Source organism: Streptomyces sp. NPDC001914, from assembly GCF_042891215.1.
In the GTDB taxonomy this organism is placed as follows: Bacteria; Actinomycetota; Actinomycetes; order Streptomycetales; family Streptomycetaceae; genus Streptomyces.
Genome location: NZ_JBIASW010000002.1, coordinates 643,860 through 669,934 on the forward strand (window position 1 = coordinate 643,860; position 26,075 = coordinate 669,934).

Genomic DNA, 26,075 nt, shown 5'->3' on the forward strand with positions numbered 1-26,075 from the left:
GACCAGATATTAGGTGCCCCGGGCATACGACGCTGCGGCAAGCGTCACGGTTCACGCCATCGGGAACCCGCTGTTACGGAGCCGTCATCAGGCGTTTCTCCGCGGGCGCCGCCCGTTACGGGTGCGTCATCCGCAGGACATCCAGGGCCTCGTCCAACTGCTCCTCGGTCAGGTCCCCGCGCTCCACGTACCCCGATTCCAGCACCACCCGGCGGATCGTCTTGCGCTCCGCCAGCGCCTTCTTCGCGACCTTGGCGGCCTCCTCGTACCCGATGTACCTGTTCAGCGGCGTCACCACGGACGGCGAGGACTCCGCGTACTCACGGGCCCGCTCGCGGTGCGCGACGATCCCGTCGACCGTGCGGTCGGCGAGCAGCCGCGAGACGTTCGCGAGCAGCCGGACCGACTCCAGGACGTTCTTCGCGATCACCGGCAGCATCACGTTCAGCTCGAAGTTCCCGGCCGCGCCCGCGGCGGCGACGGTCGCGTCGTTCCCCGTGACCTGCGCGGCGACCATCAGCACCGCCTCGGGAATCACCGGGTTGACCTTGCCCGGCATGATCGAGGAGCCGGGCTGGAGGTCCGGGAGGCTGATCTCGGCCAGTCCCGTGCGCGGCCCGGAGGCCATCCACCGCAGATCGTTCGCGATCTTCGTCAGCCCGACGGCGATGGTCCGGAGCTGGCCGCTCGTCTCCACGATCCCGTCGCGCGCCCCCTGCGCCTCGAAGTGGTCGCGGGCCTCGGTCAGCGGCAGGCCGGTCGCCCGTGCCACCTCCGCGATCACCGCGGCGGAGAACCCGGGCGGCGTGTTGATCCCCGTCCCCACCGCCGTTCCGCCGAGCGGCAGTTCGGCCAGCCGCGGCAGCGAGGACTCCAGTCGCTCGACCCCGTACCGCACCTGGGCCGCGTACCCCCCGAACTCCTGGCCGAGCGTCACCGGCGTCGCGTCCATGAGATGGGTGCGCCCCGACTTCACCACGTCGGCGAACTCCTCCGCCTTGCGCTCCAGCGCGGCGGCGAGATGCTCCAGCGCGGGCACGAGGTCGCGGGTGACGGCGGCGGTCGCGGCGACGTGGATGGAGGACGGGAACACGTCGTTGCTCGACTGCGAGGCGTTCACCTGGTCGTTGGGGTGGACGTCCCGGCCCAGCCGCTCGCCGGCGAGCGTCGCGACGACTTCGTTGGCGTTCATGTTCGAGGAGGTGCCCGAGCCCGTCTGGAAGACGTCGACGGGGAAATGCGCGTCCCAGCGCCCCTCGGCGACCTCCTCCGCCGCCTCCTGGATCGCCTCCGCGACGTCCTTGCCGATCACGCCCAGCTCGCCGTTCACCTTCGCGGCGGCCCCCTTGATCCGGGCCAGGGCCTCGATGTGCGCGCGTTCCAGGCGCTGCCCCGAGACGGGGAAGTTCTCCACGGCGCGCTGCGTCTGCGCCCGCCACTTCGCCTCCGCGGGCACCCTCACCTCGCCCATGGAGTCGTGCTCGATCCGGTACGCGTCCTCGCCCTGGCCATCCGTCATGGGTGACACCTCCATGGGGGACAGCATCCCGGAGCCCGCCGGTGTTCCCGCCCGGCGCGCGTCACCCGTACGGCGTCCACCCCGCGGGGTGGACGCCGTACGGGCGCGTCCTACGCCAGTCCGGGGCCGCGCACCGGGATCGTGGTGAAGGTCGGGGCGGGTGCGGGGTCCTGGAAGAAGTCGTTGCCCTTGTCGTCGACGACGACGAAGGCGGGGAAGTCCTCGACCTCGATCTTCCAGACGGCCTCCATGCCGAGCTCCTCGTACTCGACGACCTCGACCTTCTTGATGCAGTCCTGGGCGAGCCGGGCGGCCGGTCCGCCGATGGAGCCCAGGTAGAAGCCGCCGTGCGCGTCACACGCGTCGGTGACCTGCTTGCTGCGGTTGCCCTTGGCCAGCATCACCTTGGAGCCGCCCGCCGCCTGGAACTGCTCCACGTAGGAGTCCATGCGGCCGGCGGTCGTCGGGCCGAAGGAGCCGGACGCGTAGCCCTCGGGGGTCTTTGCCGGGCCCGCGTAGTACACCGGGTGGTCCTTCAGGTACTGCGGCATGTCCTCGCCCGCGTCCAGCCGCTCCTTGATCTTGGCGTGCGCGATGTCGCGCGCCACGACGAGCGGGCCGGAGAGCGAGAGGCGGGTCTTGACCGGGTACTTCGTCAGCTCGGCGAGGATGTCGTCCATCGGCTGGTTGAGGTCGATCCGGACGACGTCGCCGGCCTCGTCCAAGTGCTCGTCCGTGGTCTCCGGCAGGAAGCGCGCTGGGTCGGTCTCCAGCTGCTCCAGGAAGACGCCCTCGGCGGTGATCTTCGCGACGGCCTGGCGGTCGGCCGAGCAGGAGACCGCGATCGCGACCGGGCAGGACGCGCCGTGGCGGGGCAGGCGCACCACGCGCACGTCGTGGCAGAAGTACTTGCCGCCGAACTGCGCGCCGATGCCGATCTTCTGGGTCAGCTCGAAGACCTTCTCCTCCAGCTCCTTGTCACGGAAGCCGTGGCCCAGCTCGGAGCCCTCCGAGGGGATCTCGTCCAGGTAGTGCGCGGAGGCGTACTTCGCGGTCTTCAGCGCGTACTCGGCGCTCGTGCCGCCGACGACGATGGCCAGGTGGTACGGCGGGCAGGCGGCCGTCCCCAGCGAGCGGATCTTCTCCTCCAGGAACTTCATCATGGAGCCCTCGTTGAGGACCGCCTTCGTCTCCTGGTAGAGGAACGACTTGTTGGCCGAGCCGCCGCCCTTGGCCATGAACAGGAACTTGTACGCGCCGCCGTCGGTGGCGTAGAGCTCGATCTGGGCCGGCAGGTTCGAGCCCGTGTTCTTCTCGTCCCACATGGTCAGCGGGGCCATCTGCGAATAGCGCAGGTTCAGGTTCTTGTACGCGTCGTAGATGCCGCGCGAGAGGGCCGCCTCGTCGCCGCCCTCGGTGAGCACGTTCTGGCCGCGCTTGCCCATGACGATCGCGGTGCCGGTGTCCTGGCACATGGGCAGGACGCCCGCGGCCGCGATGTTCGCGTTCTTCAGCAGGTCCAGGGCGACGAACTTGTCGTTCGCCGAGGCCTCCGGGTCGTCGATGATGCGGCGGAGCTGGGCGAGGTGCGCCGGGCGCAGGTAGTGCTGGATGTCGTGGATGGCCTCCGCGGCGAGCTTGCGCAGCGCCTCCGGCTCCACCTTGAGGAACGTCCGCCCGTCGGCCTCGAAGGTGGAGACACCCTCGGAGGTCACCAGCCGGTACGGGGTGGTGTCCTCTCCCTGGGGGAGCAGATCGGTGTACGCGAACTCAGGCATCTCGCCCATTCCTCACTCGACAGTCGGCTTTGCGGTGCTCGGTCGCCTCGGGCACCCCTACGGCTGATCACCGGAGGCCGGCCGTCGTCGGCAGCGTCCACCAGCGTAGAACCTGACACGGACGGCGAGCCTGTGAGGTAAGGCTCAGTTCGGACACCGGACCGTCGGTCCCGGTGCCGGCGGGTTTCCCGCGGGGCGGGCGCGAGGGGTAGTCGCGATCTATCGCGTTTGGGTAGGCTGTTGCCGTGGACCTTCAAAAGAGCCCCGACGCGAGTGCCGCCACGGCGGCGAAGCCGGCCGAGCTGCGTGCCTCGGACGCCGACCGCGACCGGATCACCGACATCCTGCGTGAGGCCGTCGCCGAGGGGCGTCTGACCCCGGAGGAGCATGCCGAGCGGGTCGAGGGCGTGCTGGCCACCAAGACGGTCGGCGAGCTCGACCGGTTCGTCCGTGACCTGCCCGCCGCCCACACCGGCCGCGCGGCCTCCGCGTACACCTCCGCGCCGAACCGCCCGACCCAGGGCGCGATCCCCGCGGAGGCCGACGAGAACGTGGTGGCGGTCTTCAGCTCCGCCGTCCGCAAGGGCCGCTGGAGGGCGGGCCGGCGCATCCACGCGTACTCGGTGTTCGGCAACGTCGAGATCGACCTGAGCGAGGCGATCTTCGAGTACCAGCAGGTCGTGATCAAGGCGGTCTCGGTGTTCGGCAACGTCGAGATCTTCGTGCCGGAGAACGTCTCGCTGCGCGGCAGCGGCGGCGGCGTGCTCGGCAACTTCGAGGTGGACACGCTGGACTCCGGCGACCCCGACGCGCCCGTGGTCTACATCGACGGCCTCGCCGTCCTGGGGAACGTCGAGGCGAGGCCCCGGCGCGGCAAGCTCATCGCGGACATCCTCGACCGGGTCACCAGCCGGGTGAACGAACGGGTGGCGGACCGGCTGGACCGGAGTTTGCGCAAGCATCTCGACCGTTGACGCCCGTGAATATGCGGGCGGCGGATGCGGCCGGTCCGCGGCGGACGATCGATCACGCGTGAGAACGGCCGGGCTTCGGCACGCAGTGCATAGGCGCGCGCACAGCGGGTAGGGCTTGCTGCATCGTCTCTTGGAGGGCGCTGCGGGACTTCCCCGGCGCCCGGCACGCTTGCGAAGCCGTCGTCAGGAGTAGACCGTGCTGCAACCGCCGCATCAGTCCCTGCAGGTAGCTGCCGTTCCGGCCCAGCGGGCGCCCGTGCGGGACAGGGATCAGGAAGCGCCATGGCACACGGAGGCGGTGTGCAGGCGTGACGAAGCCGGCCTGTTCTTCGCCCCCTCCAAGGAGCCGACCGCCTCACGCCTCTCCCGCGAGGAGGCGGCCAAGCGCGTCTGCGCCCGCTGTCCGGTCATGGTCGAGTGCCGCGAGCACGCGTTGCTGCAACCCGAGCCGTACGGCGTCTGGGGCGGCCTGACCGCCGCCGAGCGCCGTGTCGTGCTCGCGAGGCGCCGCCGCCGCGACATGGAACTGAAGAAGGCCGCCCGCGGCACGATAGCCGCGGCCGGCTGACCCCAGCGGGAAGGCCGGGCCTTTTTGGCCGGTGAGGAGGCCGGGGCCTCCCGGCGTCGGTGCGGAAGGCGGGGCTTCCCGGCATCGGTGCGCAAGACCCCGGGCTTCCGGGCGTCGGTGCGCATGACCCCGGGCTTCCGGGCGTCGGCGTGAAGACCTCGGGCTTCCCGGCGTCGGTGCGTAAGAACCGTGCTTCCGGGTGTCGGCGTGAAAGGCGCAGGTCTCCCGGTGTTCGGCGTGAGGAAAGGGGCGCCCCTCCGCACAAGGGGCGCCCCTTTCGCGCCTCACGGGCGCCGGGCCCACGGGCCCGCTGGTCCTACTTGGCGCGGTCGAAGTCGATCGCGCTGTACGCACGCAGCTTGCTCAGCCGGTGCTCGGACCGGATCTGGCGGACCGTGCCCGACTTGGACCGCATCACGATCGACTCGGTCGTCGCGGTCTCGGAGCGGTAGCGCACCCCGCGCAGCAGCTCGCCGTCCGTGATCCCGGTCGCGACGAAGAAGACGTTCTCGCCGGAGACCAGGTCGTTCGTGGTCAGGACGCGGTCGAGGTCGTGCCCGGCGTCGATCGCCCGCTGCCGCTCCTCGTCGTCCTTCGGCCACAGCTTGCCCTGGATGGTGCCGCCGAGGCACTTGACGGCGCAGGCCGAGATGATGCCCTCGGGCGTGCCGCCGATGCCGAGCAGCAGGTCGATGCCGGTGCCCTCGCGCAGCGCGAGGATGGAGCCCGCGACGTCGCCGTCGGAGATCAGCTTGATGCGCGCGCCGGTCTCCCGGATCTCCTTGATGATCCCGTCGTGGCGCGGCCGGTCGAGGATGACGACCGTGACGTCCTCGGGCGTGACCCGCTTGGCCTTGGCGACCCGGCGGATGTTCACCGCCACCGAGGCATTGATGTCGACGAAGTCGGCGGCCTCCGGGCCGGTCACGAGCTTGTCCATGTAGAAGACCGCGGACGGGTCGAACATGGTGCCGCGGTCGGCGGCGGCGAGCACGGCGATCGCGTTCGTCATGCCCTTGGCGGTGAGCGTGGTTCCGTCGATCGGGTCGACGGCGATGTCGCACTCGGGGCCGGTCCCGTCGCCCACGCGCTCCCCGTTGAAGAGCATCGGGGCCTCGTCCTTCTCGCCCTCGCCGATGACGACGACGCCGTTCATCGAGACGGTGGAGACGAGGGTGCGCATGGCGCGGACGGCGGCGCCGTCGGCGCCGTTCTTGTCGCCGCGGCCGACCCAGCGGCCCGCGGCCATCGCGGCGGCCTCGGTCACGCGGACGAGTTCGAGGGCGAGGTTGCGGTCGGGAGCTTCCGACGGGACTTCGAGTTCGGAGGGCAGATGATGTTCGGTCATCGACACGCACCTTTCTGATACGACGACGGCCGGATGAGGGTGTGGCCCCGACTCTATCGCCAGGCTTACAAAATGAGCAGGGGGCCCCACGGATGAGCAGGCCAGGGCACCTGCGACGATGGGGGCGTGGCAGGTATGAAAGGCAAGCAGTCGGTCCGGGACATGATTCTTTCCCTGGGCCTCATCTCGCTCATGGCGGGTGTCATCTACATCTTCATTCCGCATGACGACTCCGAGCCCGATCTCAAGCGCGTCGACTACCAGGTCGAGCTGCTGACGGCTCGCCGCGCGGCGAGCTATCCCGTGGCGGCGCCCGAGGGTCTGCCCTCGGCGTGGAAGGCGACCTCGGTGCGGTACGACGGCAGTGAGTTCGACACCTGGCATCTGGGTTTCCGGGCCCCCGACGGTCAGTACGTGGCGGTCGAGCAGTCCACTCAGCGGCCGGCCGTGTTCATCGACTCGGCGAGCCAGGGCGCGCGGGAGACGAAGGTCACGCAGCGCATCGGCGACCGGACCTGGCAGCGCTACGAGGGCGACCACTACGACGCTCTCGTCCTTCAGGGCAAGAGCTCCACGACGGTGGTGACCGGCACCGGTTCGTTCGGCACGCTGGTGAAGATGGCGGAAGCCCTGAAGACCTCGTAGGCCCCCGGGTCCCCCGCGGAACCCGCACGGCAGGCAGAACCCGTACGGCATGGAGAAGGGCCCCCGGCGCCGGCGCCGGGGGCCCTTCTCGTTCGGTGCGGGCCGGCCGGTCACGCCGGCCGGCCCGCTGGTGCCGCAGGTCAGACGGTCGTGATGACCTGGTCGGCCTCCAGGCGCGGGGAGCGCGCGAACCAGGCGTCCTCGCCCGGCTTGCCGATGTTGACGATCATCAGCGGGGTGTGGTCGTCGTCCAGGAACTCCTTCTGGACACCGGCGAGGTCGGCACCGGTCATCGGGCCCGCGGCGAGGCCGGCGGCGCGGACGCCGATGATGAAGTACGCGGCCTGGAGCGCGGCGTTCATCGCGGCGGAACCCTCACGGACCGGGCGCTCGGAGAAGAACATGTCCTTGGCGGCCGGGAAGTGGGGGAGAAGGGCCGGCAGCTCCTCGTGGAACTCGTTGTCCGCGGAGAGGATCGCGACCAGCGGGGCGGCGGCGGTCTTCGCCTGGTTGCCCTCGGCGAGGTGGCGCACCAGGCGCTCACGGGCCTCGGGGGAGCGGACCAGGGTGATGCGCAGCGGCGACTGGTTGAAGGCGGTCGGACCGTACTTGACCAGGTCGTAGATCGCCTGCACCTGCTCGTCGGTCACCGGCTCGTCGGTGAAGGTGTTCGCCGTGCGGGCCTCGCGGAACAGCAGGTCCTGAGCGGTGGGGTCAAGGACGAGAGACATGAAGAACCTTCTCGGTATGTGCGGTGGATCCGGGGGGATCTGTTGGCGTCTACGACAGTACGGCGATGAGGTTTAAAGTTCAACCAAAAGCGGGGTGTGGTGATCCGCTTCACAGGCGAAGGGATGAAAAACGGGGCCCGCGGTGTCGCGGGCCCCGCTCGGAGCTGCTCGAAAGGTGACCTCACCCGGACCCCGACCCCGACCTGGAGCCGGCGGGTGGGGCAGCCGCAGCCGCGTGTCACCAGGACCCGGAACCGGGCGTCACTCGGTGCTGGTGCCGGTGTCCGCTGCCTGGTCCCCGGACTCCTCGGCCAGCGCCGCGTCCAGACGGGCGCGGGCGCCCTCCAGCCGGCGCCGGCACACCTTGGCCAGCTCCTCACCGCGCTCCCAGAGCGCCAGGGACTCCTCCAGGGTCGTACCGCCCGCCTCCAGACGGCGTACGACCTCGATCAGCTCGTCCCGTGCCTGCTCGTACCCGAGCGCCTCGTCCACCTTGCTGGTCATGCGCCCACCCTATGCATCGACTCGAACCGTGAATTCACCCTCGGCGACCCGCGCCCGCAGCGTCTCGTCCGCCGCCACCCCGGCCGGGTCCCGGACCACATGACCGTCGGCGCGCTGGAGCACCGCGTACCCCCGCTGGAGGGTCGCCGCGGGGGACAGGGCCACCACGCGCGCGTGGGTGTGCGTCAGCTCCGAGTCCGCGCGGTCCAGCAGATGCCCCAGCGTGCGCCGGCCCCGGTCGAGCAGGGCGGAGACCTGGTCCGCCCGCTCGTCGATCATCCGGTGCGGATCCTCCATCGAGGGCCGGGCCAGCGCGTGCGCCAGTCCGCGCTCCTCGCGGTCGACGAACGACCGGACGGAGCGCCGCGCCCTGTCCCGCAGGAGCCGCACCCGTTCGTACTCCTCGCCGACGTCCGGCACGACCCGCTTGGCGGCGTCCGTCGGGGTGGAGGCCCGCAGGTCGGCCACGAGGTCGAGCAGCGGGCTGTCCGGCTCGTGCCCGATCGCCGACACGACCGGCGTGCGGCAGGCCGCCACCGCGCGGACGAGCTGTTCGTCGGAGAACGGCAGCAGGTCCTCCACGCTGCCGCCGCCGCGCGCCACGACGATCACGTCGACCTCGTCGAGCGCGTCCAGCTCCTTCACCGCCTGGACGACCTGCGGGACCGCGTGGACGCCCTGGACGGCGACGTTGCGCACCTCGAAGCGGACGGCGGGCCAGCGGTGCCGCGCGTTCTCCAGCACGTCCCGCTCGGCCGCCGAGGCGCGCCCGCACACCAGCCCGACGAGCTGGGGCAGGAACGGCAGCGCCTTCTTGCGCTCGGTCGCGAACAGCCCCTCGGCCGCCAGCGACTTCTTGAGCTGTTCGAGGCGGGCCAGAAGCTCCCCCACCCCCACCGGCTTGATCTCGGCGGCCCGCAGGGAGAGCTGCCCGCGCGGCGCGTACCACTCCGGCTTGGCGTGGACGACCACACGGGCCCCCTCGCTCACGACGTCGGCGACCGCGTCGAAGACCTGCCGGTAGCAGGTCACGCCCACCGAGATGTCGTGCGACGGGTCGCGCAGGGTCAGGAAGACGACGCCCGCGCCGGGGCGCCGCGACAGCTGGGTGATCTGCCCCTCGACCCACACCGCGCCGAGCCGGTCGATCCATCCCCCGATGAGCCGTGACACCTCGCCGACGGGCAGCGGAGCGTCCGCGGACGTGTTGAGAGCCATGCGCCCGAGAGTAGTGGCCCCCACCGACAATGCCGGCGGCTGTCCCGAGGTCGCCGAGGAGGCGATCCCTGACCCGCCGGACGCGGCCTTACGATGGGGGCATGACCGCTTCGCCTGGCCGCCGTGTCCTGCTCGCCGCCCCCCGTGGCTACTGCGCGGGCGTGGACCGCGCCGTGATCGCCGTGGAGAAGGCCCTCGAGCAGTACGGGGCACCGATCTACGTCCGTCACGAGATCGTCCACAACAAGTACGTGGTGCAGACCCTGGAGAAGAAGGGCGCGATCTTCGTCGAGCGGACGGCGGAGGTCCCCGAGGGGTCCATCGTCATGTTCTCGGCGCACGGCGTCGCCCCCGTCGTCCACGACGAGGCCGCCGCCGGCAAGCTCGCCACCATCGACGCGACGTGCCCGCTGGTCACCAAGGTCCACAAGGAAGCCGTCCGCTTCGCGAACGAGGACTTCGACATCCTCCTCATCGGGCACGAGGGCCACGAGGAGGTCATCGGCACCTCCGGCGAGGCACCCGACCACATCACCCTGGTCGACGGCCCCGGTGACGTCGCCAAGGTCGAGGTCCGCGACCCCTCCAGGGTCGTCTGGCTCTCCCAGACGACCCTCTCCGTCGACGAGACGATGGAGACGGTCGACGCCCTGAAGGAGAAGTTCCCCCTCCTCATCTCCCCGCCGAGCGACGACATCTGCTACGCCACGCAGAACCGTCAGCTCGCCGTGAAGCAGATGGGCGCGGAGGCCGAGCTGGTCATCGTGGTCGGATCGCGCAACTCCTCCAACTCGGTCCGGCTGGTCGAGGTCGCCAAGCTGGCCGGCGCCCGCGCCGCGTACCTGGTGGACTTCGCCGACGAGATCGACGAGGCCTGGCTGGAGGGCGTGACCACGGTCGGTGTCACCTCCGGCGCGTCCGTCCCGGAGGTCCTGGTCGAGCAGGTCCTGGAGTACCTGTCCGGGCGCGGCTTCGAGGACGTGGAGATCGTCAAGGCCGCCGAGGAGTCCATCACCTTCTCGCTCCCCAAGGAGCTGCGCCGCGACCTGCGCGCGGAGGCGGCCGCGCTCGTGGAGGCACGCACCAACGGCCCGTCCGGGAAGTGACATTCAGCCGTACGTCGTAACGTAGGGCCATGAAGATCTTCGGTGTGGACATTGGCGGATCCGGGATCAAGGGTGCCCCCGTGGACCTTGACCGCGGGGACCTCGCGGAGGAGCGCCACAAGGTGCTCACCCCGCACCCGGCGACTCCCGACGCGGTGGCCGACGGCGTGAAGGACGTCATCGACCACTTCGGCTGGACGGGCCCGGTGGGCATCACGTTCCCCGGCGTGGTCACCGGCGGTTCCACCATCCGTACGGCGGCGAACGTCGACAAGTCCTGGATCGACACCGACGCGGGCGCGCTGCTCGGTGAGCGGCTGGGCGGTCTGCCGGTGACCGTGCTGAACGACGCCGACGCGGCGGGTGTCGCGGAGATGGAGTTCGGCGCGGGCAAGGGCCGCCGGGGCACGGTCATCCTGCTCACCTTCGGCACCGGCATCGGCAGCGCCGTCTTCACCGACGGCGAGCTGGTCCCGAACACGGAGCTGGGTCACCTGGAGCTGAACGGCCACGACGCCGAGAAGAAGGCCTCCACCAAGGCCAAGGACGACAACGATCTGACCTGGGAACACTGGTCGCGCCGCGTCACCAAGTACCTCGCCCATGTCGAGATGCTCTTCTCCCCGGAGCTGTTCATCATCGGCGGCGGTGTCAGCCGCAAGGCGGACAAGTTCCTGCCGCTGATCGAGGGCATCAAGGCGGAGATCGTCCCCGCGCAGCTCCAGAACAACGCCGGGATCGTGGGCGCGGCGATGCGGGCGGCACAGATCGGCCGCTAGCGGCACGGCCGCCCGCGACGGCACGGGACGGTGCCCGCGACGGCACGGGACGGGACCCGCGACGGCACGGGACGGCCGGCCGACGGTTCGAGGGCCGGCCGCCGGACGGCGGGAGAGCCTGCGGGCCCGGTCAGCGGGCCTGTCTGCCGGGCGGTACGGAGCGTGCCCGGTCGCGTCCCTGGGCGGCCCGGCGGCGGGCCACCAGGCGGACCCGGCGGACGGTCACGACCAGGACCGCGGCCAGCGTTCCCCCGTACAGCCAGCCCGCCTGCAGGGCGAGGGTGGTGACCAGGGCCATGAGGAAGCCGGCGAAGCCGCCTCCGCCGTCGTCGGTGACGGGCGGCAGTCCGCAGGTGAAGGCGATCGGTACGACCACGGGGGCCGTCACCAGGTCGCCGGGCCGCACCCACAGCGCGGTCAGGACGCACACCGGCAGGAACAGCACCCCGTAGACGGTCGCCGAGCCGCCGAACAGCAGGTGGTCCAGGCAGGCCAGCGCGAACATCGACGCGCCGCAGAACAGTCCGCCGCCGAGCCCCGTCAGCCGGGGACGTGACGTCCGGCCCGGCTGCCGGACACCCTCGGGCGCGGGCCGGCGCGCCACCGGGCCGTCCCGCCGGACACCGCCGTTCGCCGCCCGTCCGGCCTGGGCCGGAACAGGTGCTCCGCGTCGCGGTCTGTACTGAGGGGGACGCGTCCTGTGTTGCTCCACTGGACCAACTTAGGTCGTTTTATGTGTGGAATGGCTCATCGGACACGCCGGAGACCGGTCGGAGACGAGGCCGTGGACAGAGCTTGGCCATGCGTTCGATACCTCGCGGGCGGGGGGCGGGCCACGCCGTAGACTGGTGGATCGGCCCGCTCTTCTGGAGGGCCCTTCGCCCATCCTCTCGTACGGGAAGTCGCAACGTGTCGCTCACGATCGGAATCGTCGGTCTGCCCAACGTCGGCAAGTCGACCCTGTTCAACGCCCTGACCAAGAACGACGTGCTCGCGGCCAACTACCCGTTCGCCACGATCGAGCCGAACGTCGGCGTGGTCGGTGTCCCCGACCCCCGTCTGACCAAGCTGGCCGAGATCTTCTCCTCGCAGCGCGTCCTGCCGGCGACCGTCGACTTCGTCGACATCGCGGGCATCGTGCGCGGCGCGAGCGAGGGTGAGGGCCTGGGCAACAAGTTCCTCGCGAACATCCGTGAGTCGGACGCGATCTGCCAGGTCATCCGCGCGTTCAAGGACGAGAACGTCGTGCACGTCGACGGCAAGGTCTCGCCCAAGGACGACATCGAGACGATCAACACCGAGCTGATCCTCGCCGACCTCCAGACGATCGAGAAGGTCCTGCCGCGCCTCCAGAAGGAGTCGCGCATCAAGAAGGACATCGCGCCCAAGGTCGCGGCGGTCGAGGCGGCCAAGGAGATCCTGGAGAAGGGCGACACCCTCTTCTCCGCGGGCATCGTCCAGGGCTCGGGCAACGAGGAACTGCTGCACGACCTGCACCTGCTCACGACCAAGCCGTTCCTGTACGTCTTCAACGTGGACGAGGACGAGCTGGTCGACGAGGACTTCAAGGCCGAGCAGCGCGCCCTGGTCGCCCCCGCCGAGGCGATCTTCCTCAACGCCAAGCTGGAGCAGGACCTCGCCGAACTCGACGAGGAGGACGCCCTGGAGCTCCTGGAGTCGGTGGGCGCCGAGGAGCCGGGCCTCGCCACGCTGGCCCGCGTCGGCTTCAACACCCTCGGCCTGCAGACCTATCTGACGGCCGGCCCGAAGGAATCCCGCGCCTGGACGATCAAGAAGGGCGCGACGGCCCCCGAGGCGGCCGGTGTGATCCACACCGACTTCCAGAAGGGCTTCATCAAGGCCGAGGTCATCTCCTTCGCCGACCTGGTCGAGACGGGCTCGGTGGCCGAGGCCCGCGCCAAGGGCAAGGCCCGCATGGAGGGCAAGGAGTACGTGATGCAGGACGGCGACGTGGTGGAGTTCCGCTTCAACGTCTAGCGGACGCGGTCTCGTCGCGTTGCTGATCCGGCGAACACGCGGATCGTCAGGGGTCCGGCCTTTCGAGGCCGGACCCCTTCGTGCTTCCCGTGCCGGGTCGGTGCCGGAGACTGGGCCGCCCTGACCGCCTTCCCGTTCCGGGTCGGTGCCGGAGACTGGGCCGCCCTGACCGCCTTCCCGTTCCGGGTCGGTGCCGGAGACTGGGCCGCCCCGACCGCGGAACCCGTTCCGGTCGTGGCGGTCTCGCGCAGCGGAGTCGACTGTCCGGGCCTCGACGCCGCCTACGGCCCGGACGACTTGCTGACCGCCTGGCCGCTGTGAGCGGCGGCCCCGGCCTCCGGAGAAGCCGTGGTGCGGGCGGTGGGAGGATGCGGGGAGTGCCGAAGAGGGGCGGAAGCGTGGGGCGTGGCGAGCGGGACACGGTCGCGGGGGGCGCGCGGCTGTACGAGGCGGCGCAGGCGGTGGTCGGGGACCACGGAAGGGCTGTGGAGGCCGTACGGGCGGCACTGAAGCCGATCCACGACGCCGCGGTGAAGCGGGAGCTCGACGCCATTCCCGTCGCCCGGCTGCAGGACGTCACCGAAGGCCGGCTGCGGCTGGGCAGCGTCGAGAAGAGCGGGCTGCGCACCCTGGGCAGTGTTCTCGAAGCGGGCCCCTACCGGCTGCGGCAGATTCCCGGTGTCGGGCAGCGCACCGTCGACCAGATGCTGGCCGCCGCCCGTCGGCTCTCCGAGGCGGTGCACGAGACCGTGGCCGTCCACATCGACGTGGACCAGCCGGACCCGTCCACCACCGCGCTCGTCATGGCCCTGCACGTCCTGGTGGAGGCCGGCCCGGACGCCCGGCGCGCGGTCGACAACGCCTCGGTCCTGGCGGAACGGCTCGGTCCGCTGCTGGCCGACGCGAGACCCGCCGCCGGGAGGGTCCGCATGCTGCTGGCCGGCCGGGAGAAGAAGGCCCGCGCGTGGGCGGCGGTCGCCGGGATCCGGTCGCTGGTGGACGAGGCGGAGCGGGCCGGCCTGCCCGAACTGCTCGCGCAGGCGTCGGTGGACCTGCTCCGGGGGCTCTCGTCCGACGTCGCGGCCTGGGTGGACTTCGAACTCCGCTCCGCCGAGTACTACAGCCTGCTGGCAGAGATCTCCGGACGGCAGCCGGACGCGGCTGCCGCGGAGGGCTTCCTGCCGGACGAGATCGCGGAGCGGGTGCGGACCCAGCAGCTCGACGACACGCACCGGCGGGTCTCCCTGCGCGGTTACCAGGTGTTCGGCGCCCGGTTCGCGCTCGCGCAGCGCAAGGTGATACTCGGCGACGAGATGGGCCTCGGGAAGACCATCCAGGCGATCGCCGTCCTCGCTCACCTGGCCGCCGAGGGACGGAGTCACTTCCTGGTCGTCTGTCCGGCGAGCGTCCTCGTGAACTGGACACGGGAGATCGAGGCCCGCAGCGCCCTGCGCGTCGTGGTGCTCCACGGTCCCGACCGGCACTACGCGTTCGCCGAGTGGAAGGGGCGCGGCGGCGTCGGCGTGACCACGTTCGATGCTCTGCGCGGCTTTCCCGCACCGGACGACGGGGAGGTCGGGCTGCTGGTGGTCGACGAAGCACACTCGGTGAAGAACCCGAAGGCCAAACGGTCCCAGACGGTGGGCCTGTGGGCGGAGCGTTGCGAGCGCACCCTCTTCATGACCGGAACCCCCATGGAGAACCGGGTCGCGGAGTTCCGCAACCTGGTCGGGATGCTCGACAAGGACGTCGCGGACTCCCTCGGCGAACGGGACGCGCTGGCCGGATCGGTCGCCTTCCGCAAGGCGGTGGCCCCCGTCTACCTGAGGCGCAACCAGGAGGACGTACTGACGGAACTCCCGAGCCTTCAGCACACCGACGAGTGGGAGGAGCTGAGCGCTTCGGACGAGGCGGAGTACCGCGAAGCCGTGCGCGCGGGCAACTTCATGGCCATGCGCAGGGCCGCGTACATGTGCCCCGGGAAGTCGGCCAAGCTGGACCGGCTCCGGGAGATCGTCCAGGAGGCCGGCGAGAACGGGCAGAAGACGGTGGTCTTCTCCAACTTCAAGGACGTACTGGGCGTGGTGAAGGAAGCTCTGGTGGCCGGAACCGCCGGGGCCGCCCCGGTGTTCGGCCCGCTGACCGGGGCCGTCCCGGCACAGCGTCGCCAGGAGATCGTCGACGACTTCGCCGGGGTCCAGGGACCGGCGGTGCTCCTGGGGCAGATCCAGGCGGCGGGCGTCGGCCTCAACATGCAGGCCGCGTCCGTCGTCGTCATCTGCGAACCCCAGATCAAGCCGACCATCGAACACCAGGCGGTGGCCCGGGCCCACCGCATGGGCCAGGTCAGGCCGGTGCGCGTGCACCGTCTCCTGGCCACCGGGGGCGTGGACGAGCGCATGGTGAGGATGCTGGAGACGAAGACCCGCCTGTTCGACGCCTACGCACGCCGCAGCGCCGTGGCCGAGGCGACCCCGGACGCGGTCGACGTCTCGGACACCGAGCTGGCACGTCGGATCGTCGAGGAGGAACAGGCTCGTCTGGGGATGACGGGCGAGAGGCTCATGCCGGTCGAGTGAACCGGACACGGCTGAACAGCGCGCGGTCAGCGGTGGGACGGCAGGGCCGTGGGCGCCGAGTTCGTCAGGTCCGGGCCAGGCCCGTCTTGGCGCCCGCGCCGCACAGCGGTACCACGGCCTCCCGTGCGGTCAGGGTGCCCTCGCGGGTCGCCGCCCAGCAGGCGACGCCCGTCGACTCCACGTACAGCCCGCGTCCCGCGAGGTCCGTCTGCGCGTGGCGGATCTGGTCCTCCGTCACGGTCAGGAAGGCGCCTCCGGAGGCACGTACCGCGCTGAGGATCTGGCGGGCCCGCAGCGGGTGCGGGATCGCGATGCCCTCGGCGAACGTGGGCGCCATGGGCGTGACGCCGACGAGATCGTCGGCGCCCTCGGACCAGGCGTGGGCCAGCGGGGCGACCGCGGCCGCCTGGACGGCGTACAGCGCCGGCCTCTTGTCGATCAGACCCGCCGCGTGCAGTTCGGCCACCGCGAGGGCGGCGCCGAGGAGCAGCGTGCCGTTGCCGACCGGCAGCACGAGGGCGTCCGGAAGACGTCCGCCGAGGTCCTCCCAGAGTTCGTGGACGTACGTCTTCGTGCCGTGCAGGAAGTACGGGTTGAAGACGTGCGAGGCGTAGAACACGCCCTCCTCGTCGGCCGCCGCGCGCGCCGCGCGTGCCGTCGCCTCGCGGTCGCCGTCGACCACCCGCAGCCGTGCCCCGTGCGCCTCGATCTGCTCCAGCTTCTTCGCCGAGGTGCCCTCGGGGACGTACACCGTGCACGGCAGTCCGGCCCGGGCGCAGTAGGCGGCGACGGCCGTGCCCGCGTTGCCGCTGCTGTCCGCGAGCACCTGCCGGGGCCCGAGCCGCAGCGCCAGCTCGGCCAGCAGCACGGCCCCGCGGTCCTTGAACGACAGCGTCGGCATCAGGAAGTCGAGCTTGGCGAGCACGCCCTCGCGCAGGGGGACCAGCGGGGTGCGGCCCTCGCCGAGGCTGACCGTGGGCGCGGCCAGCGGCAGGCATTCCGCGTACCGCCACAGCGAGTTCACCCGGCCGGTGAGGGACGCGAGGGGAGCCGGCGTGGGCGCGAAGTCCAGGTCGAGCGGGCCGCGGCAGACCGGGCAGCACCAGGCGAGCGAGCCGGCGGGGACGCGCGTGCCGTCCGTCGGGCAGAAGCAGTCCGGCAGTGCAGTCATGGGTGCAGGTTAGACGCGCGGCCCGGGGACGGAACGCTCCGAGCGTCCGGGACCGGCCGTGCCCCGGCGGCCGTCCGGGCGGCCCCGCTCACGCCCCCGCCCGCGCGGTGCTTACGATGCGCCCAGCCATTCGGCTGTAGTACGCACGTTCCATCACGGATGGATGAGAGCAAGGGAAACCGTGGCCATACCCCCGCCGCCCGGACCGCAGCAGCCCGAGGGGCAGTACCCGCCGCCGGGGACGCCGCCGTACCCGCACGCTCCGTACCCCCAAGGCCCCGCCCCGCAGGGCCCGTTCCCGCACGGCGCCGCCCCGCAGGGCCCGTACCAGCAGGCCCCGTACCCGGGTCCGTACCAGCCCTGGGGGCAGGGCTACTCCCCGTACAACCGGCCCGTTCCCTTCAACGGGCTCGCGATCGCGGCGCTGGTCCTCGGCATCCTCTGCTTCCTGCCCGCCGTCGGGCTGGTGCTCGGGACCGTGGCGCTCGTCCAGATCAAGCGGCGCGGCGAGCGCGGCAAGGGCATGGCGGTGGGCGGCATGGTGATGTCGTCGATCGGTGTCGTGCTGCTCGCGCTCACGGTCGCCACCGGGGGAGCGCGCGACTTCTGGGAGGGCTTCGAGAGCGCGGCCGGCGACTCGGGGGGCTCCGCGTTCTCGCTGGAGGTGGGCGAGTGCTTCGACACGATGAGCGGTTCCCTGAAGGGGCTGGCGTTCGACGTCGACGAGGTGCCGTGCAAGGGCGAGCACGACGCCGAGGTGTTCGCGGACCTCACGATGGACGAGGGCGACTACCCGGGGGACGACGAGCTCGCCGACGCGGCGGACCAGCGGTGCTACCTGATGCGGAACACCTACGCGATGGACTCCTGGGCCGTCCCGGGCGACGTCGCCGTGTACTCCTTCACGCCGACCGAGCAGAGCTGGCGCGGCGGCGACCGCAAGGTGAGCTGCCTGTTCGGGAACAACGACGAGGGGGGCAGCCTGACGGGCTCCCTGCGCAACGACCAGCTCACGCTGGACCCCGACCAGTACTCCTACCTGAGTTCGGCGGCGGCCATCGACAACGCACTGGACGGGATACCCGAGGCCGAGTACATCGACGACGACCTGTCCGGCTACAAGGAGTGGGCCGGACACGTCTCGGAGGTGCTGGCCTGGGAGGCGGACGGGCTGCCCGGGCACAGGTTCGCGGCGGACGCGGCCAAGCCCGTCGCCGCCCTGGCCAAGGACCTGGAGCGCTCGGCGAAGGAATGGGAGAAGGCGGCGGACGCGTCGGACGCGGACACGTTCTCCGAGCACTACGAGAAGGCCCTGAAGCTCATCGAGCCCGAGAGGACGGTCACCACCCGCAAGGCTCTGGGGCTCGCCACCACCCCGCCGGCGTACGGCGGCGGAGGGGGCACCGGTAGCGGCGGCGAAGACGGTCCAGGAATCGAGGTGTGACGACAGCCACAGTGGGGAGAAAGTGCCTGCGTATGCCCTCAAGGGCCACGCGTCATCACATCGAGTGATTCTCTGGCCTTCGCTTGCATGGCACAACCCACGGTTGCCACGCTGTTGCTGTCTGTACAACCTGATGGGAGCGGCTAAGTGACATTCGGTGAGCAGCCGGCGTATCTGCGCGTCGCGGGTGATCTCCGCAAGAAGATCGTCGACGGCTCGCTGCCACCGCACACCCGGCTCCCCTCGCAGGCCAGGATCCGCGAGGAGTACGGGGTCTCGGACACCGTCGCCCTGGAGGCGCGCAAGGTGCTGATGGCCGAGGGCCTGGTCGAGGGCCGCTCCGGCTCGGGCACGTACGTCCGCGAGCGGCCGGTGCCGCGCCGTGTGGCCCGCTCCGGGTACCGGCCGGACAGCGGCGCCACTCCCTTCCGTCAGGAGCAGGCCGACTTCGCGGTGCGCGGCACCTGGGAGTCCCGCAGCCGGCAGGTCGAGGCGAGCGGCGCGATCGCCGAGCGGCTGGACATCCAGCCGGGCGACCGCGTGATGTGCACGAACTACGTCTACCGCGACGGCGGCGAGGCGATGATGCTCTCCACGTCCTGGGAGCCGCTCGCCGTGACCGGGCGTACGCCGGTGATGCTCCCCGAGGAGGGACCGCTCGGCGGCATGGGTGTCGTCGAGCGCATGGCCGCCATCGACGTGATCGTGGACAACGTCACCGAGGAGGTGGGCGCGCGTCCCGGGCTCGCCGAGGAACTTCTGGCACTGGGCGGCGTGCCCGGGCATGTGGTCGTCGTCATCCAGCGCACGTTCTACGCCTCGGGCCGTCCGGTGGAGACGGCCGACGTGGTGGTCCCGGCGGACCGCTACCGCATCGCCTACCACCTGCCGGTGAAGTGACCGCTCGTCACCCGGGCCGCCCGTGAGCCCGGTTGGAATCTGGCCTTTCTCAACTGACGGACCGGGCAACGCCTTCGCCCTGCTCGCGGGCGCGTGAGGAGTCGTGAGCGGCGTGTTCGACGGCGTGCGCCCCCTGGTCCGGCGCTCCCTGCTGGCCGGTTGCGTACCTCTTTGTGTAAACCCGTGTTCGCTGCGTGAAGGTAAGGCGTACGCTCGGGCATATGCGGATTGCGGTTTCGATGGGATGCGGGGTTCGACGGGGGCCCGGGGCGGGAAGTGGAGGGGCGCTATGAACGACAGCACGATCACGCTTCCCTGGCTCGTCATACGGCAGGACGACAACGGCAATCGCTATCGCGTGGGCAGGTACGCGACCAGGGCCGAGGCCCAGAAGATCGCGGACAGCCTCGACGACCGCGGGCACAAGCAGCTCTACTGGGTCGAGCGGATCGGGCCGAACGGAGCGCATTGATCCACCGGGAGCAGGAGGCCCCTCCGCTCCCGTAGGCTCCGGCGCATGACGGAACGGATCGTGGTGGTTGCGGGCGCCCTCGTGCGCGCCGGACGCCTGCTCGCCGCCCGCCGCAGCGCGCCCCCCGACCTCGCCGGGCGCTGGGAGCTGCCGGGCGGCAAGGTCGAGCCCGGCGAGACCCCCGAACACGCCCTCGTGCGAGAACTGCGCGAGGAGCTGGGCATCGACACACGGGCGTTGGAGCGCGTCCCCGGGGAGTGGCCCCTGAAGCCGGGATACGTCCTGGTGGTGTGGGCCGCCCGGCTGCTGCCCGGCTCACCCGAACCCGAGCCCCTGCAGGACCACGACGAACTGCGCTGGCTGGGCTCCGAGGAGATCTGGGACGTGGACTGGCTCGACCAGGACGTGCCGGCGGTCAAGAGCGCACTCCCGTGGCTCGATCCGGGCGCGTGACGACCCGGGTGCCCCTTTGTGCGCCGTTCGCGCCATCGTGTGCCCCGGGCGCGGTAAAGCTCCACCGATACCGGGTATGTGCCCCTTAACCCCCCGAAACCGGGCGTGGGTGGGTTTCTGGTCTGGGAAGTGATCGGCTTGATCGACACTGACGGCTACTGCGCCGAGTGGACCTTTCCCGCGGAGCCCGGTGCCGTCCGCACCGCCCGCGCCGTCGTCCGGGGACAGCTGCGCGACTGGGATCTCGAATCCCTCGGCGACATCACCGCACTCCTGGTCAGCGAACTGGTGACGAACTCGCTCCGGCACGCCACCGGGCCGATCGGCGTCCGTCTCGTACGTCCCGAGGACGCTCCGGGCGCGCTGCGCGTCGAGGTCTCCGACCCGCTGCCGGACCCGCCCCGCGAACGGTCCGCCGACACCTCCGACGAGAGCGGCCGCGGACTCCAGCTCCTGGCCGGCTCGTGCCGCCGCTGGGGAACCTGGCCGGCGGACACCGGCAAGACGGTCTGGTTCGAGCTGGCCGTACCGGACTGAGCCGCCGGGGCCGGCGCACCCGCGCGGCGCGCGGCCGGATCACGCTCCCGACCCGTGTCACGTTGTGTGGTTCGAGGGGGCGCCACCTGGTTAGAAGACTGGGAGTATGTCGCGGCCGGTCCAAAAACCATCGGGACCGTGCTGTGATCGTGAACACCGTGTCGTGCGGCACCGTAGTGCTGGATACTGCGGGCAGCCGCCCCCGGTGACCGGTGCCGGACGCGGTGAGCTGGAGGGGACGGTTCGCGTGAGCGAGATACCAGCGAAGGCCACGGAGTCCGAGGACCCGTCGGGCGGCGCGAGGGCTGATGCGGCGGGCGATGCCGCATGGGCGGTTCCCGACGACACGACAGGCACCGTCCCGGACCGCTCGGCCTCCGGCCCGGCGGACACCGCCCCGGACACCACCCGGGACCACACGCCGGACACCACCCCGGACGACGGCCCGGGCCGCGTTGCTGACGACATGGCGGACCCCGCCCCGGACCGTGCGCCTGACGGCATGACGGACACGACTGCGGACCGCGCCTCGGACCACGCTCCGGGCACCACCCCGGACGGCGCGGCGGGCAACGCCGCGAACGGCACCACGGATCGCGCGGGCGACGACACCACGGACTACGCGCCGGACCCGGTCGCAGACGGTGCGGCGGGCGGGCCCGACGGCGACCCGGGCGGCGGGACGGGCGGGAGCGGCGAGGCCGGCGAGGTGCCGGGTGACGCGATGTGGCAGAGCAGTCCGCCCGGTTCGATCTACGACTACATCAAGGCCGCCTCCTTCTCCATCGGCGCGGACGGGCTCGTCGACCAGTGGAGCGTGCGGGCCGAGCAGATCTTCGGCATCCCGGCCGAGCGCGCCGTCGGCATGGACCCCATCCAGGCGTTCGTCAGCGAGGACCGGCGGGAGTTCGGTCAGCGGAAGATGGCGGAGATCCTGGACGGCCGCGAATGGACCGGGCTCGTGCCCTTCCGCGCACCCGCCTCCGAGGGTGCCGACGAGGGCGCCGAGGACTCCGGGGGCAGGGAGGGCCTCGCCGAGGTCTACGTGATGCCGACGACCAACGAGCACGGTGAGCGAGCCGCCGTATGCATCGTGGTGGACGTCCGTACCCTGCGGACGATCGAGACGGACCTCGCCGCCTCGCAGGCGATTTTCGGTCAATCTCCGTTCGGGTTCCTGCTGATCGACACGGACCTCCACGTCCGGCGGGCCAACCAGCGGTTCGCCTCGATCTTCGGCGGCGGCGTCGACGACCACCGCGGCAAGGGCGTCCACGACTATCTCCCGCACGCGGAGGCCGAGCGGGTGACGGCGGTCCTGCGCCGGGTCCTGGAGACCGGCGAGTCCATCACGGACATGCACGTCACCGGGCAGGTCCCGGGCTCCGACGAGCGCCGTCACTGGTCCATCAACCTCTACCGGGTGCACAGCGGCAGCGGCCGTCCCATAGGCATCGCGTGGCTCGGAACCGACATCACCGCCCGCCGCGCCGCCGCCCGCGAAGCGGCAGCGGCCCGGCGCAACCTCGCCCTGCTGAACGAGGCGGGCGCCCGCATAGGCAACTCCCTCGACCTGGAGACCACCGCACGCGAACTCCTCGACGTCGTGGTCCCCGGCTTCTGCGACCTCGCGACGGTCGACCTGTACCAGGGGCTGCTGGTCGGCGACGAGACCCCGCCGGGACTCGCGGACGGCAGTGCCGAACTGCGCCGGGTGGCCTTCGCCAGCGCCGTCTCCGACGCGCCCTTCGCGGGCGGTCCGGCTCCCGTGGCGGTCGGCGCGGTCCACCACTTCCCGTTCAACTCGCCCTGCGCGGACGCCCTGCGCACCGCCCGGCCGCAGCAGATCCCCGCCGACGACGGCGGCCTCATCCAGTCCACGCTCGCGGTCCCCATGGTCGCCCACGACACGGTCGTGGGACTCGCCCAGTTCTCCCGTACGAAGGGCAGCGAGCCGTTCGGGGAGCGCGACCGCGCGCTGGCCGTGGAGCTGGCCGCCCGCGCGGCCGTGTGCATCGACAACGCGCGCCTGTACCGCCGTGAGCACGAACGCGCCCTCATCCTCCAGCGGTCCCTGCTGCCCCCGGGCGACCCCGAGGCCTCCGGCCTCGACATCGCGTGCCGTTATCTGCCGGGCAATGCGGCGACGGAGGTCGGCGGCGACTGGTTCGACGTCATCGAACTCCCCGGCCACCGCACGGCCCTCGTGGTGGGCGACGTGATGGGCCGCGGGCTGCGCGCCGCCGTGGCGATGGGTGAACTGCGCACCGCGGTACGCACCTTGGCCCTGCTCGATCTCGAACCCGCCGAGGTCCTCTCGGCGCTGGACGAGATCGCGCGCGGCCTCGGGACGCCCGGAGGGGTCCAGCAGGCCACCCGCACGGCCCGCCAGCCCCGCGACGCCGACCTCTCCGAGGTGTACCTCGCGACCTGTGTGTACGCCGTCTACGACTCCGTGACCCGCCGGTGCACCTTCGCCAACGCGGGGCACCTGCCGCCCGTCCTGGTCGAGCCCGGCGAGAGCGCGTTGATGCTCGACGTGCCGCCCGGCATGCCGCTCGGGGTGGGCGGTGAGCCCTTCGAGGAGGTGGAGGTCGAACTGCCCGAGGGCGCCCTGCTGGCGCTCTACACGGATGGACTGGTCGAATCGCGCGACCACCCGCTCGACGAGGGTCTGCAGGCGTTCGTCGGCGCCCTCACCGACCCCTCCCGGCCGCTGGAGGACGTCTGCGACCACGTCCTCAACACCCTCGACACCCACCACGGCGAGGACGACATCGCCCTGCTGATGGCCCGGGTCCAGGGACTGCCCGCCGATTGCGTCGGCGACTGGACCCTGCCGCGCGAGCCGCGCAGCGTCGGGCGGGCCCGCGAGTACGCCCGTACCCAGCTCGTCGCCTGGGACCTGGAACCGCTCGTCGACACCACGGAACTGCTGGTCAGTGAGCTGGTGACGAACGCCCTGCGCTACGGCGAGGGCGAGATCAGGCTGCGGCTGCTCCTCGACCGCACCCTCGTCTGCGAGGTCTGGGACGCCGGACTCGTCCAGCCGCGGCGCCGCCGCGCCCGCGACACCGACGAGGGCGGGCGGGGCCTCCAGCTCGTCGGCCTCCTCTCCGCTGGGTGGGGCTCCCGCCGTACGCCGCGCGGGAAGACCGTGTGGTTCGAACTCCCGCTGCCGGACGGCGGGACGCCCCTCACTGACCCGGCGGAAGCGCTGCTGAGCCTGTTCTGAGGTCCGACGGCCGAGGGCTCATACGAGTGAGCGTGCCGAGGGTTCTAACGGGCGAGTCCCGAGGGGCGAGCGCCACCGACGGCGCGACAGGGGCCGGAGCCGGCGACCGGCCCGTGCGCCCACGTGGGTGCGCCCCGCTCGCCGGTTGAGGCGAAGGCGGCCCCGGGCAGCCCCACGTGCAGGCGTCCCGGGGCGGCCCCGAGTGCAGCGGAGCGGCCCCATGTACCGCAGGGGCCCCACGAAGAGCGGGTGCCCCACGTCGAGCGTGGCGGCCCCGGGCGGCCCCACATACTGCGGGTGCTGTCCTGCGGTCAGGTGAAGAACGCCCCCCGGCGGCCCCGGGTGCGAGGGCCGCCGTAGCTCATCGGGCCGCCCTCGCCGTCGCTCAGGAGGATCCCGCCGAGCACCGCGCCGCCCGCTCCGGCGCCCCCGCGGCCGCCCGACGGATTGCCGTACGCCCGTACGTCCCGCTCCGCGAGCCGGCGCGCCTCCCGGGCGAGGCCGTCGGCCCGCAGCACCTCGGACAGCGGGGCGGACCCCGGTCCGAGCAGCCGCCGCGCCTCGGCCAGCCGGGTCCGCGCCTCACTGCCCACCGCACCGCGATGGGTGGCGATGAAGCACGCGGCCCCCGCGAGCGCGCTGCGGGCGGGCAGCAGCGCCTCGCCGTGCCCGTCGGGGACGTCACCGGCCCCCGCCCCGGCCAGGCCCGCCGCGGCCTCCGTCACCCGGCGCAGCGCGTCCAGCGGATCGTGGGGCCCGGCGGCCGTCTCGTGACGGACGGCGGAGAGCACCACGTCCACGTGCCCCAACCGCCCGACGAGCCCGGCGCGGGCGTCCGGCGGGAGGGCCTGGGCGGCGTTCCGCGCGGCCTCCGCCGCCGTGATCGCCGCGGGCAGCCCGGCCGCCGCCGAGTCCAGTTCCGCCGCCAGCCGCTCCACGCCGTCCGCCAGGTCGGCGGCCTGTCCCAACGCCCCCTCCGCCGCCCGCAGATGGGCCGCGGCCTTGGCGCCGTCGCCCCGGTCCGCGTACTGCCGTGCCTGGTTGAGGTGGGAGGTGGTGAACAGGAGCCGGTCCTTCGCCTGTTCGGCGTCGCCGGCGACCGGGAGGGAGGCGGCGGGGGCGTACCGCTCGTGGAGAGCGGCGAGCGTCGCCTCGGCGCCGCGGATGCGTGCGGCGACCTCCCGGAAACGGGCCTCGGCGGACTCCAGGGCGGCCACCGCGTTCCGCTCCAGCGCCCGGATCTGGTCGAACCCCGGTGCCGCCGCGTCCAGCCGCTCCCCGGCGTCCCGGCAGCGGGCGATGATCTCCTCCAGGTCGGCCCTGCGGCCGCTCTCGTCCTCGGCCGGGTCCACGCCCGCGGCCTCCGCCTCGTCGAGGCGCTGCCGCAGCCGGAAGGCCGCGGCGAGTGCGGCCTCCGCGTGCCTCAGGTCGTACAGGTACGGCTCGATCGCGTCGCCCGCCGACCGGTCCGCGGCGAGGGCGAGTTCCTCGGTGCCGACGAGCACGCAGTCGTCGGTCTCGACGAGCAACCGCCGGGCCCGCCGGTCGAGTTCGTGCAGGGGAGTGGGGTCGGAGTCCCCGCCGGGTGTCGTCCGGGTCGCCGCCCGCCGTCTGCGGCGCCCGTATCCGTAGGCCGCCACCGCGCCCGCGGCGCCGACCGCGATCAGGGGCGGCACGAGATCGCCGGTCGTCGTGCCGTCCTGCGCGATCGTCTCCGGCCGGGCGGCGACACCCGCGTCCCGCGCCCGGGTCACCGGGGCGTCGGCGCCCGCCCGCGCCAGCGGCAGCACCAGCCAGCCCATCGCGACCAGCCCCCCGAGCACGGCATGCGCCACCCGCACGGCTATGTGCGACGGGACCCGGCGCGACCGGCTTCGGCTCTGGGGCGACGTCACATTTGGGAGCGTATGGCCGTTCGAGCGCCTCCGCGACCGGTATACGAGGAGTTGGGGGCAGTTGGGGTACGGGAGGTATCGGGGTGCACGGGAGGGGCGCGGGGGTCGTGATCCGCGGCTCACCCGGGCGCGCGGGCCGGCGGGACGGGGTGTCGCGGAGGGCTGCCCGGCGTCCCGCGAAGGGCGCCGCACGAGGGGTGACCGCCGCCGTTCCGCGTGTC

At 72.0% G+C, this 26,075-nt stretch carries 22 protein-coding genes; 13 read left to right on the plus strand and 9 right to left on the minus strand.

Annotated features, from left to right (window positions below; all coding sequences use genetic code 11):
• Positions 1 to 115: 115 nt before the first annotated feature.
• Together ACFYYF_RS07890 and ACFYYF_RS07895 are read right to left on the minus strand one after the other, a co-directional pair.
• The gene (locus ACFYYF_RS07890) at positions 116 to 1,519 is read right to left on the minus strand and encodes a class II fumarate hydratase (protein ID WP_388772505.1); all 1,404 of its coding nucleotides are present in this window, start codon (positions 1,517 to 1,519) and stop codon (positions 116 to 118) included.
• A gap of 110 nt (positions 1,520 to 1,629) precedes the next feature.
• Positions 1,630 to 3,297 (minus strand): fumarate hydratase, encoded by a 1,668-nt coding sequence (locus tag ACFYYF_RS07895; RefSeq protein ID WP_361685972.1) that lies wholly within the window; start codon positions 3,295 to 3,297, stop codon positions 1,630 to 1,632.
• Between the two features lie 245 nt (positions 3,298 to 3,542).
• On the opposite strand from ACFYYF_RS07895, the gene ACFYYF_RS07900 reads away from it, so the two are divergent.
• Both ACFYYF_RS07900 and ACFYYF_RS07905 read left to right on the plus strand, forming a co-directional pair.
• Positions 3,543 to 4,271: a DUF1707 domain-containing protein gene (locus ACFYYF_RS07900; RefSeq protein ID WP_361685974.1), complete on the plus strand. Its 729-nt coding sequence runs from the start codon at positions 3,543 to 3,545 to the stop codon at positions 4,269 to 4,271.
• A gap of 196 nt (positions 4,272 to 4,467) precedes the next feature.
• Positions 4,468 to 4,839 carry a WhiB family transcriptional regulator gene (locus ACFYYF_RS07905; protein ID WP_361685976.1) on the plus strand — a complete coding sequence of 124 codons (372 nt, stop codon included), beginning with the start codon at positions 4,468 to 4,470 and terminating at the stop codon, positions 4,837 to 4,839.
• 316 nt (positions 4,840 to 5,155) lie between these two features.
• Here the strand turns inward: ACFYYF_RS07905 and glpX are convergent, their stop codons facing one another.
• On the minus strand, positions 5,156 to 6,187 hold the full coding sequence (glpX, locus tag ACFYYF_RS07910; RefSeq protein WP_326785733.1) for a class II fructose-bisphosphatase: 1,032 nt from the start codon (positions 6,185 to 6,187) through the stop codon (positions 5,156 to 5,158).
• Positions 6,188 to 6,313: 126 nt separating this feature from the next.
• Between glpX and ACFYYF_RS07915 the strand changes: the two genes are divergently transcribed.
• Positions 6,314 to 6,832, plus strand: coding sequence for a DUF4245 domain-containing protein (locus ACFYYF_RS07915; RefSeq protein ID WP_388772508.1), 519 nt, complete (start codon positions 6,314 to 6,316; stop codon positions 6,830 to 6,832).
• Between the two features lie 140 nt (positions 6,833 to 6,972).
• Here ACFYYF_RS07915 and ACFYYF_RS07920 read toward each other — a convergent pair whose 3' ends face one another.
• The 3 genes from ACFYYF_RS07920 to xseA form a co-directional block, all read right to left on the minus strand.
• Positions 6,973 to 7,563, minus strand: coding sequence for a malonic semialdehyde reductase (locus ACFYYF_RS07920; RefSeq protein WP_361685980.1), 591 nt, complete (start codon positions 7,561 to 7,563; stop codon positions 6,973 to 6,975).
• Between the two features lie 261 nt (positions 7,564 to 7,824).
• Complete coding sequence (locus ACFYYF_RS07925; protein ID WP_388772511.1) at positions 7,825 to 8,067, minus strand: exodeoxyribonuclease VII small subunit; 243 nt, start codon at positions 8,065 to 8,067, stop codon at positions 7,825 to 7,827.
• Between the two features lie 9 nt (positions 8,068 to 8,076).
• Positions 8,077 to 9,285: an exodeoxyribonuclease VII large subunit gene (xseA, locus tag ACFYYF_RS07930; RefSeq protein ID WP_388772513.1), complete on the minus strand. Its 1,209-nt coding sequence runs from the start codon at positions 9,283 to 9,285 to the stop codon at positions 8,077 to 8,079.
• Between the two features lie 101 nt (positions 9,286 to 9,386).
• Between xseA and ACFYYF_RS07935 the strand changes: the two genes are divergently transcribed.
• Both ACFYYF_RS07935 and ppgK read left to right on the plus strand, forming a co-directional pair.
• On the plus strand, positions 9,387 to 10,391 hold the full coding sequence (locus ACFYYF_RS07935) for a 4-hydroxy-3-methylbut-2-enyl diphosphate reductase (protein ID WP_361685986.1): 1,005 nt from the start codon (positions 9,387 to 9,389) through the stop codon (positions 10,389 to 10,391).
• Between the two features lie 29 nt (positions 10,392 to 10,420).
• Positions 10,421 to 11,170, plus strand: coding sequence for a polyphosphate--glucose phosphotransferase (ppgK, locus tag ACFYYF_RS07940; protein ID WP_361685988.1), 750 nt, complete (start codon positions 10,421 to 10,423; stop codon positions 11,168 to 11,170).
• Between the two features lie 130 nt (positions 11,171 to 11,300).
• On the opposite strand, the gene ACFYYF_RS07945 is transcribed toward ppgK, so the two are convergent.
• The gene (locus ACFYYF_RS07945; protein ID WP_388772518.1) at positions 11,301 to 11,774 is read right to left on the minus strand and encodes a DUF6542 domain-containing protein; all 474 of its coding nucleotides are present in this window, start codon (positions 11,772 to 11,774) and stop codon (positions 11,301 to 11,303) included.
• Between the two features lie 305 nt (positions 11,775 to 12,079).
• On the opposite strand from ACFYYF_RS07945, the gene ychF reads away from it, so the two are divergent.
• Complete coding sequence (ychF, locus tag ACFYYF_RS07950; protein ID WP_361685992.1) at positions 12,080 to 13,168, plus strand: redox-regulated ATPase YchF; 1,089 nt, start codon at positions 12,080 to 12,082, stop codon at positions 13,166 to 13,168.
• 398 nt (positions 13,169 to 13,566) lie between these two features.
• The gene (locus ACFYYF_RS07955) at positions 13,567 to 15,747 is read left to right on the plus strand and encodes a DEAD/DEAH box helicase (protein WP_388772522.1); all 2,181 of its coding nucleotides are present in this window, start codon (positions 13,567 to 13,569) and stop codon (positions 15,745 to 15,747) included.
• 64 nt (positions 15,748 to 15,811) lie between these two features.
• On the opposite strand, the gene ACFYYF_RS07960 is transcribed toward ACFYYF_RS07955, so the two are convergent.
• Entirely contained in the window at positions 15,812 to 16,918 is a 1,107-nt protein-coding gene (locus ACFYYF_RS07960; protein ID WP_361685998.1) for a threonine synthase, read from the minus strand.
• A gap of 163 nt (positions 16,919 to 17,081) precedes the next feature.
• Between ACFYYF_RS07960 and ACFYYF_RS07965 the strand changes: the two genes are divergently transcribed.
• The 6 genes from ACFYYF_RS07965 to ACFYYF_RS07990 all read left to right on the plus strand — a co-directional run bounded on the left by ACFYYF_RS07965 (position 17,082) and on the right by ACFYYF_RS07990 (position 23,959).
• The gene (locus tag ACFYYF_RS07965) at positions 17,082 to 18,362 is read left to right on the plus strand and encodes a DUF4190 domain-containing protein (RefSeq protein ID WP_388772525.1); all 1,281 of its coding nucleotides are present in this window, start codon (positions 17,082 to 17,084) and stop codon (positions 18,360 to 18,362) included.
• Positions 18,363 to 18,509: 147 nt separating this feature from the next.
• On the plus strand, positions 18,510 to 19,262 hold the full coding sequence (locus tag ACFYYF_RS07970) for a GntR family transcriptional regulator (RefSeq protein ID WP_361686002.1): 753 nt from the start codon (positions 18,510 to 18,512) through the stop codon (positions 19,260 to 19,262).
• Positions 19,263 to 19,551: 289 nt separating this feature from the next.
• Positions 19,552 to 19,734 (plus strand): SPOR domain-containing protein, encoded by a 183-nt coding sequence (locus tag ACFYYF_RS07975; protein WP_361686004.1) that lies wholly within the window; start codon positions 19,552 to 19,554, stop codon positions 19,732 to 19,734.
• A gap of 45 nt (positions 19,735 to 19,779) precedes the next feature.
• Entirely contained in the window at positions 19,780 to 20,187 is a 408-nt protein-coding gene (locus tag ACFYYF_RS07980; RefSeq protein ID WP_361688611.1) for a (deoxy)nucleoside triphosphate pyrophosphohydrolase, read from the plus strand.
• Positions 20,188 to 20,316: 129 nt separating this feature from the next.
• Entirely contained in the window at positions 20,317 to 20,724 is a 408-nt protein-coding gene (locus ACFYYF_RS07985; RefSeq protein WP_388772530.1) for an ATP-binding protein, read from the plus strand.
• 247 nt (positions 20,725 to 20,971) lie between these two features.
• Complete coding sequence (locus ACFYYF_RS07990) at positions 20,972 to 23,959, plus strand: SpoIIE family protein phosphatase (RefSeq protein WP_388772532.1); 2,988 nt, start codon at positions 20,972 to 20,974, stop codon at positions 23,957 to 23,959.
• Positions 23,960 to 24,270: 311 nt separating this feature from the next.
• On the opposite strand, the gene ACFYYF_RS07995 is transcribed toward ACFYYF_RS07990, so the two are convergent.
• Complete coding sequence (locus ACFYYF_RS07995; RefSeq protein WP_388772535.1) at positions 24,271 to 25,854, minus strand: hypothetical protein; 1,584 nt, start codon at positions 25,852 to 25,854, stop codon at positions 24,271 to 24,273.
• Positions 25,855 to 26,075 lie beyond the last annotated feature (221 nt).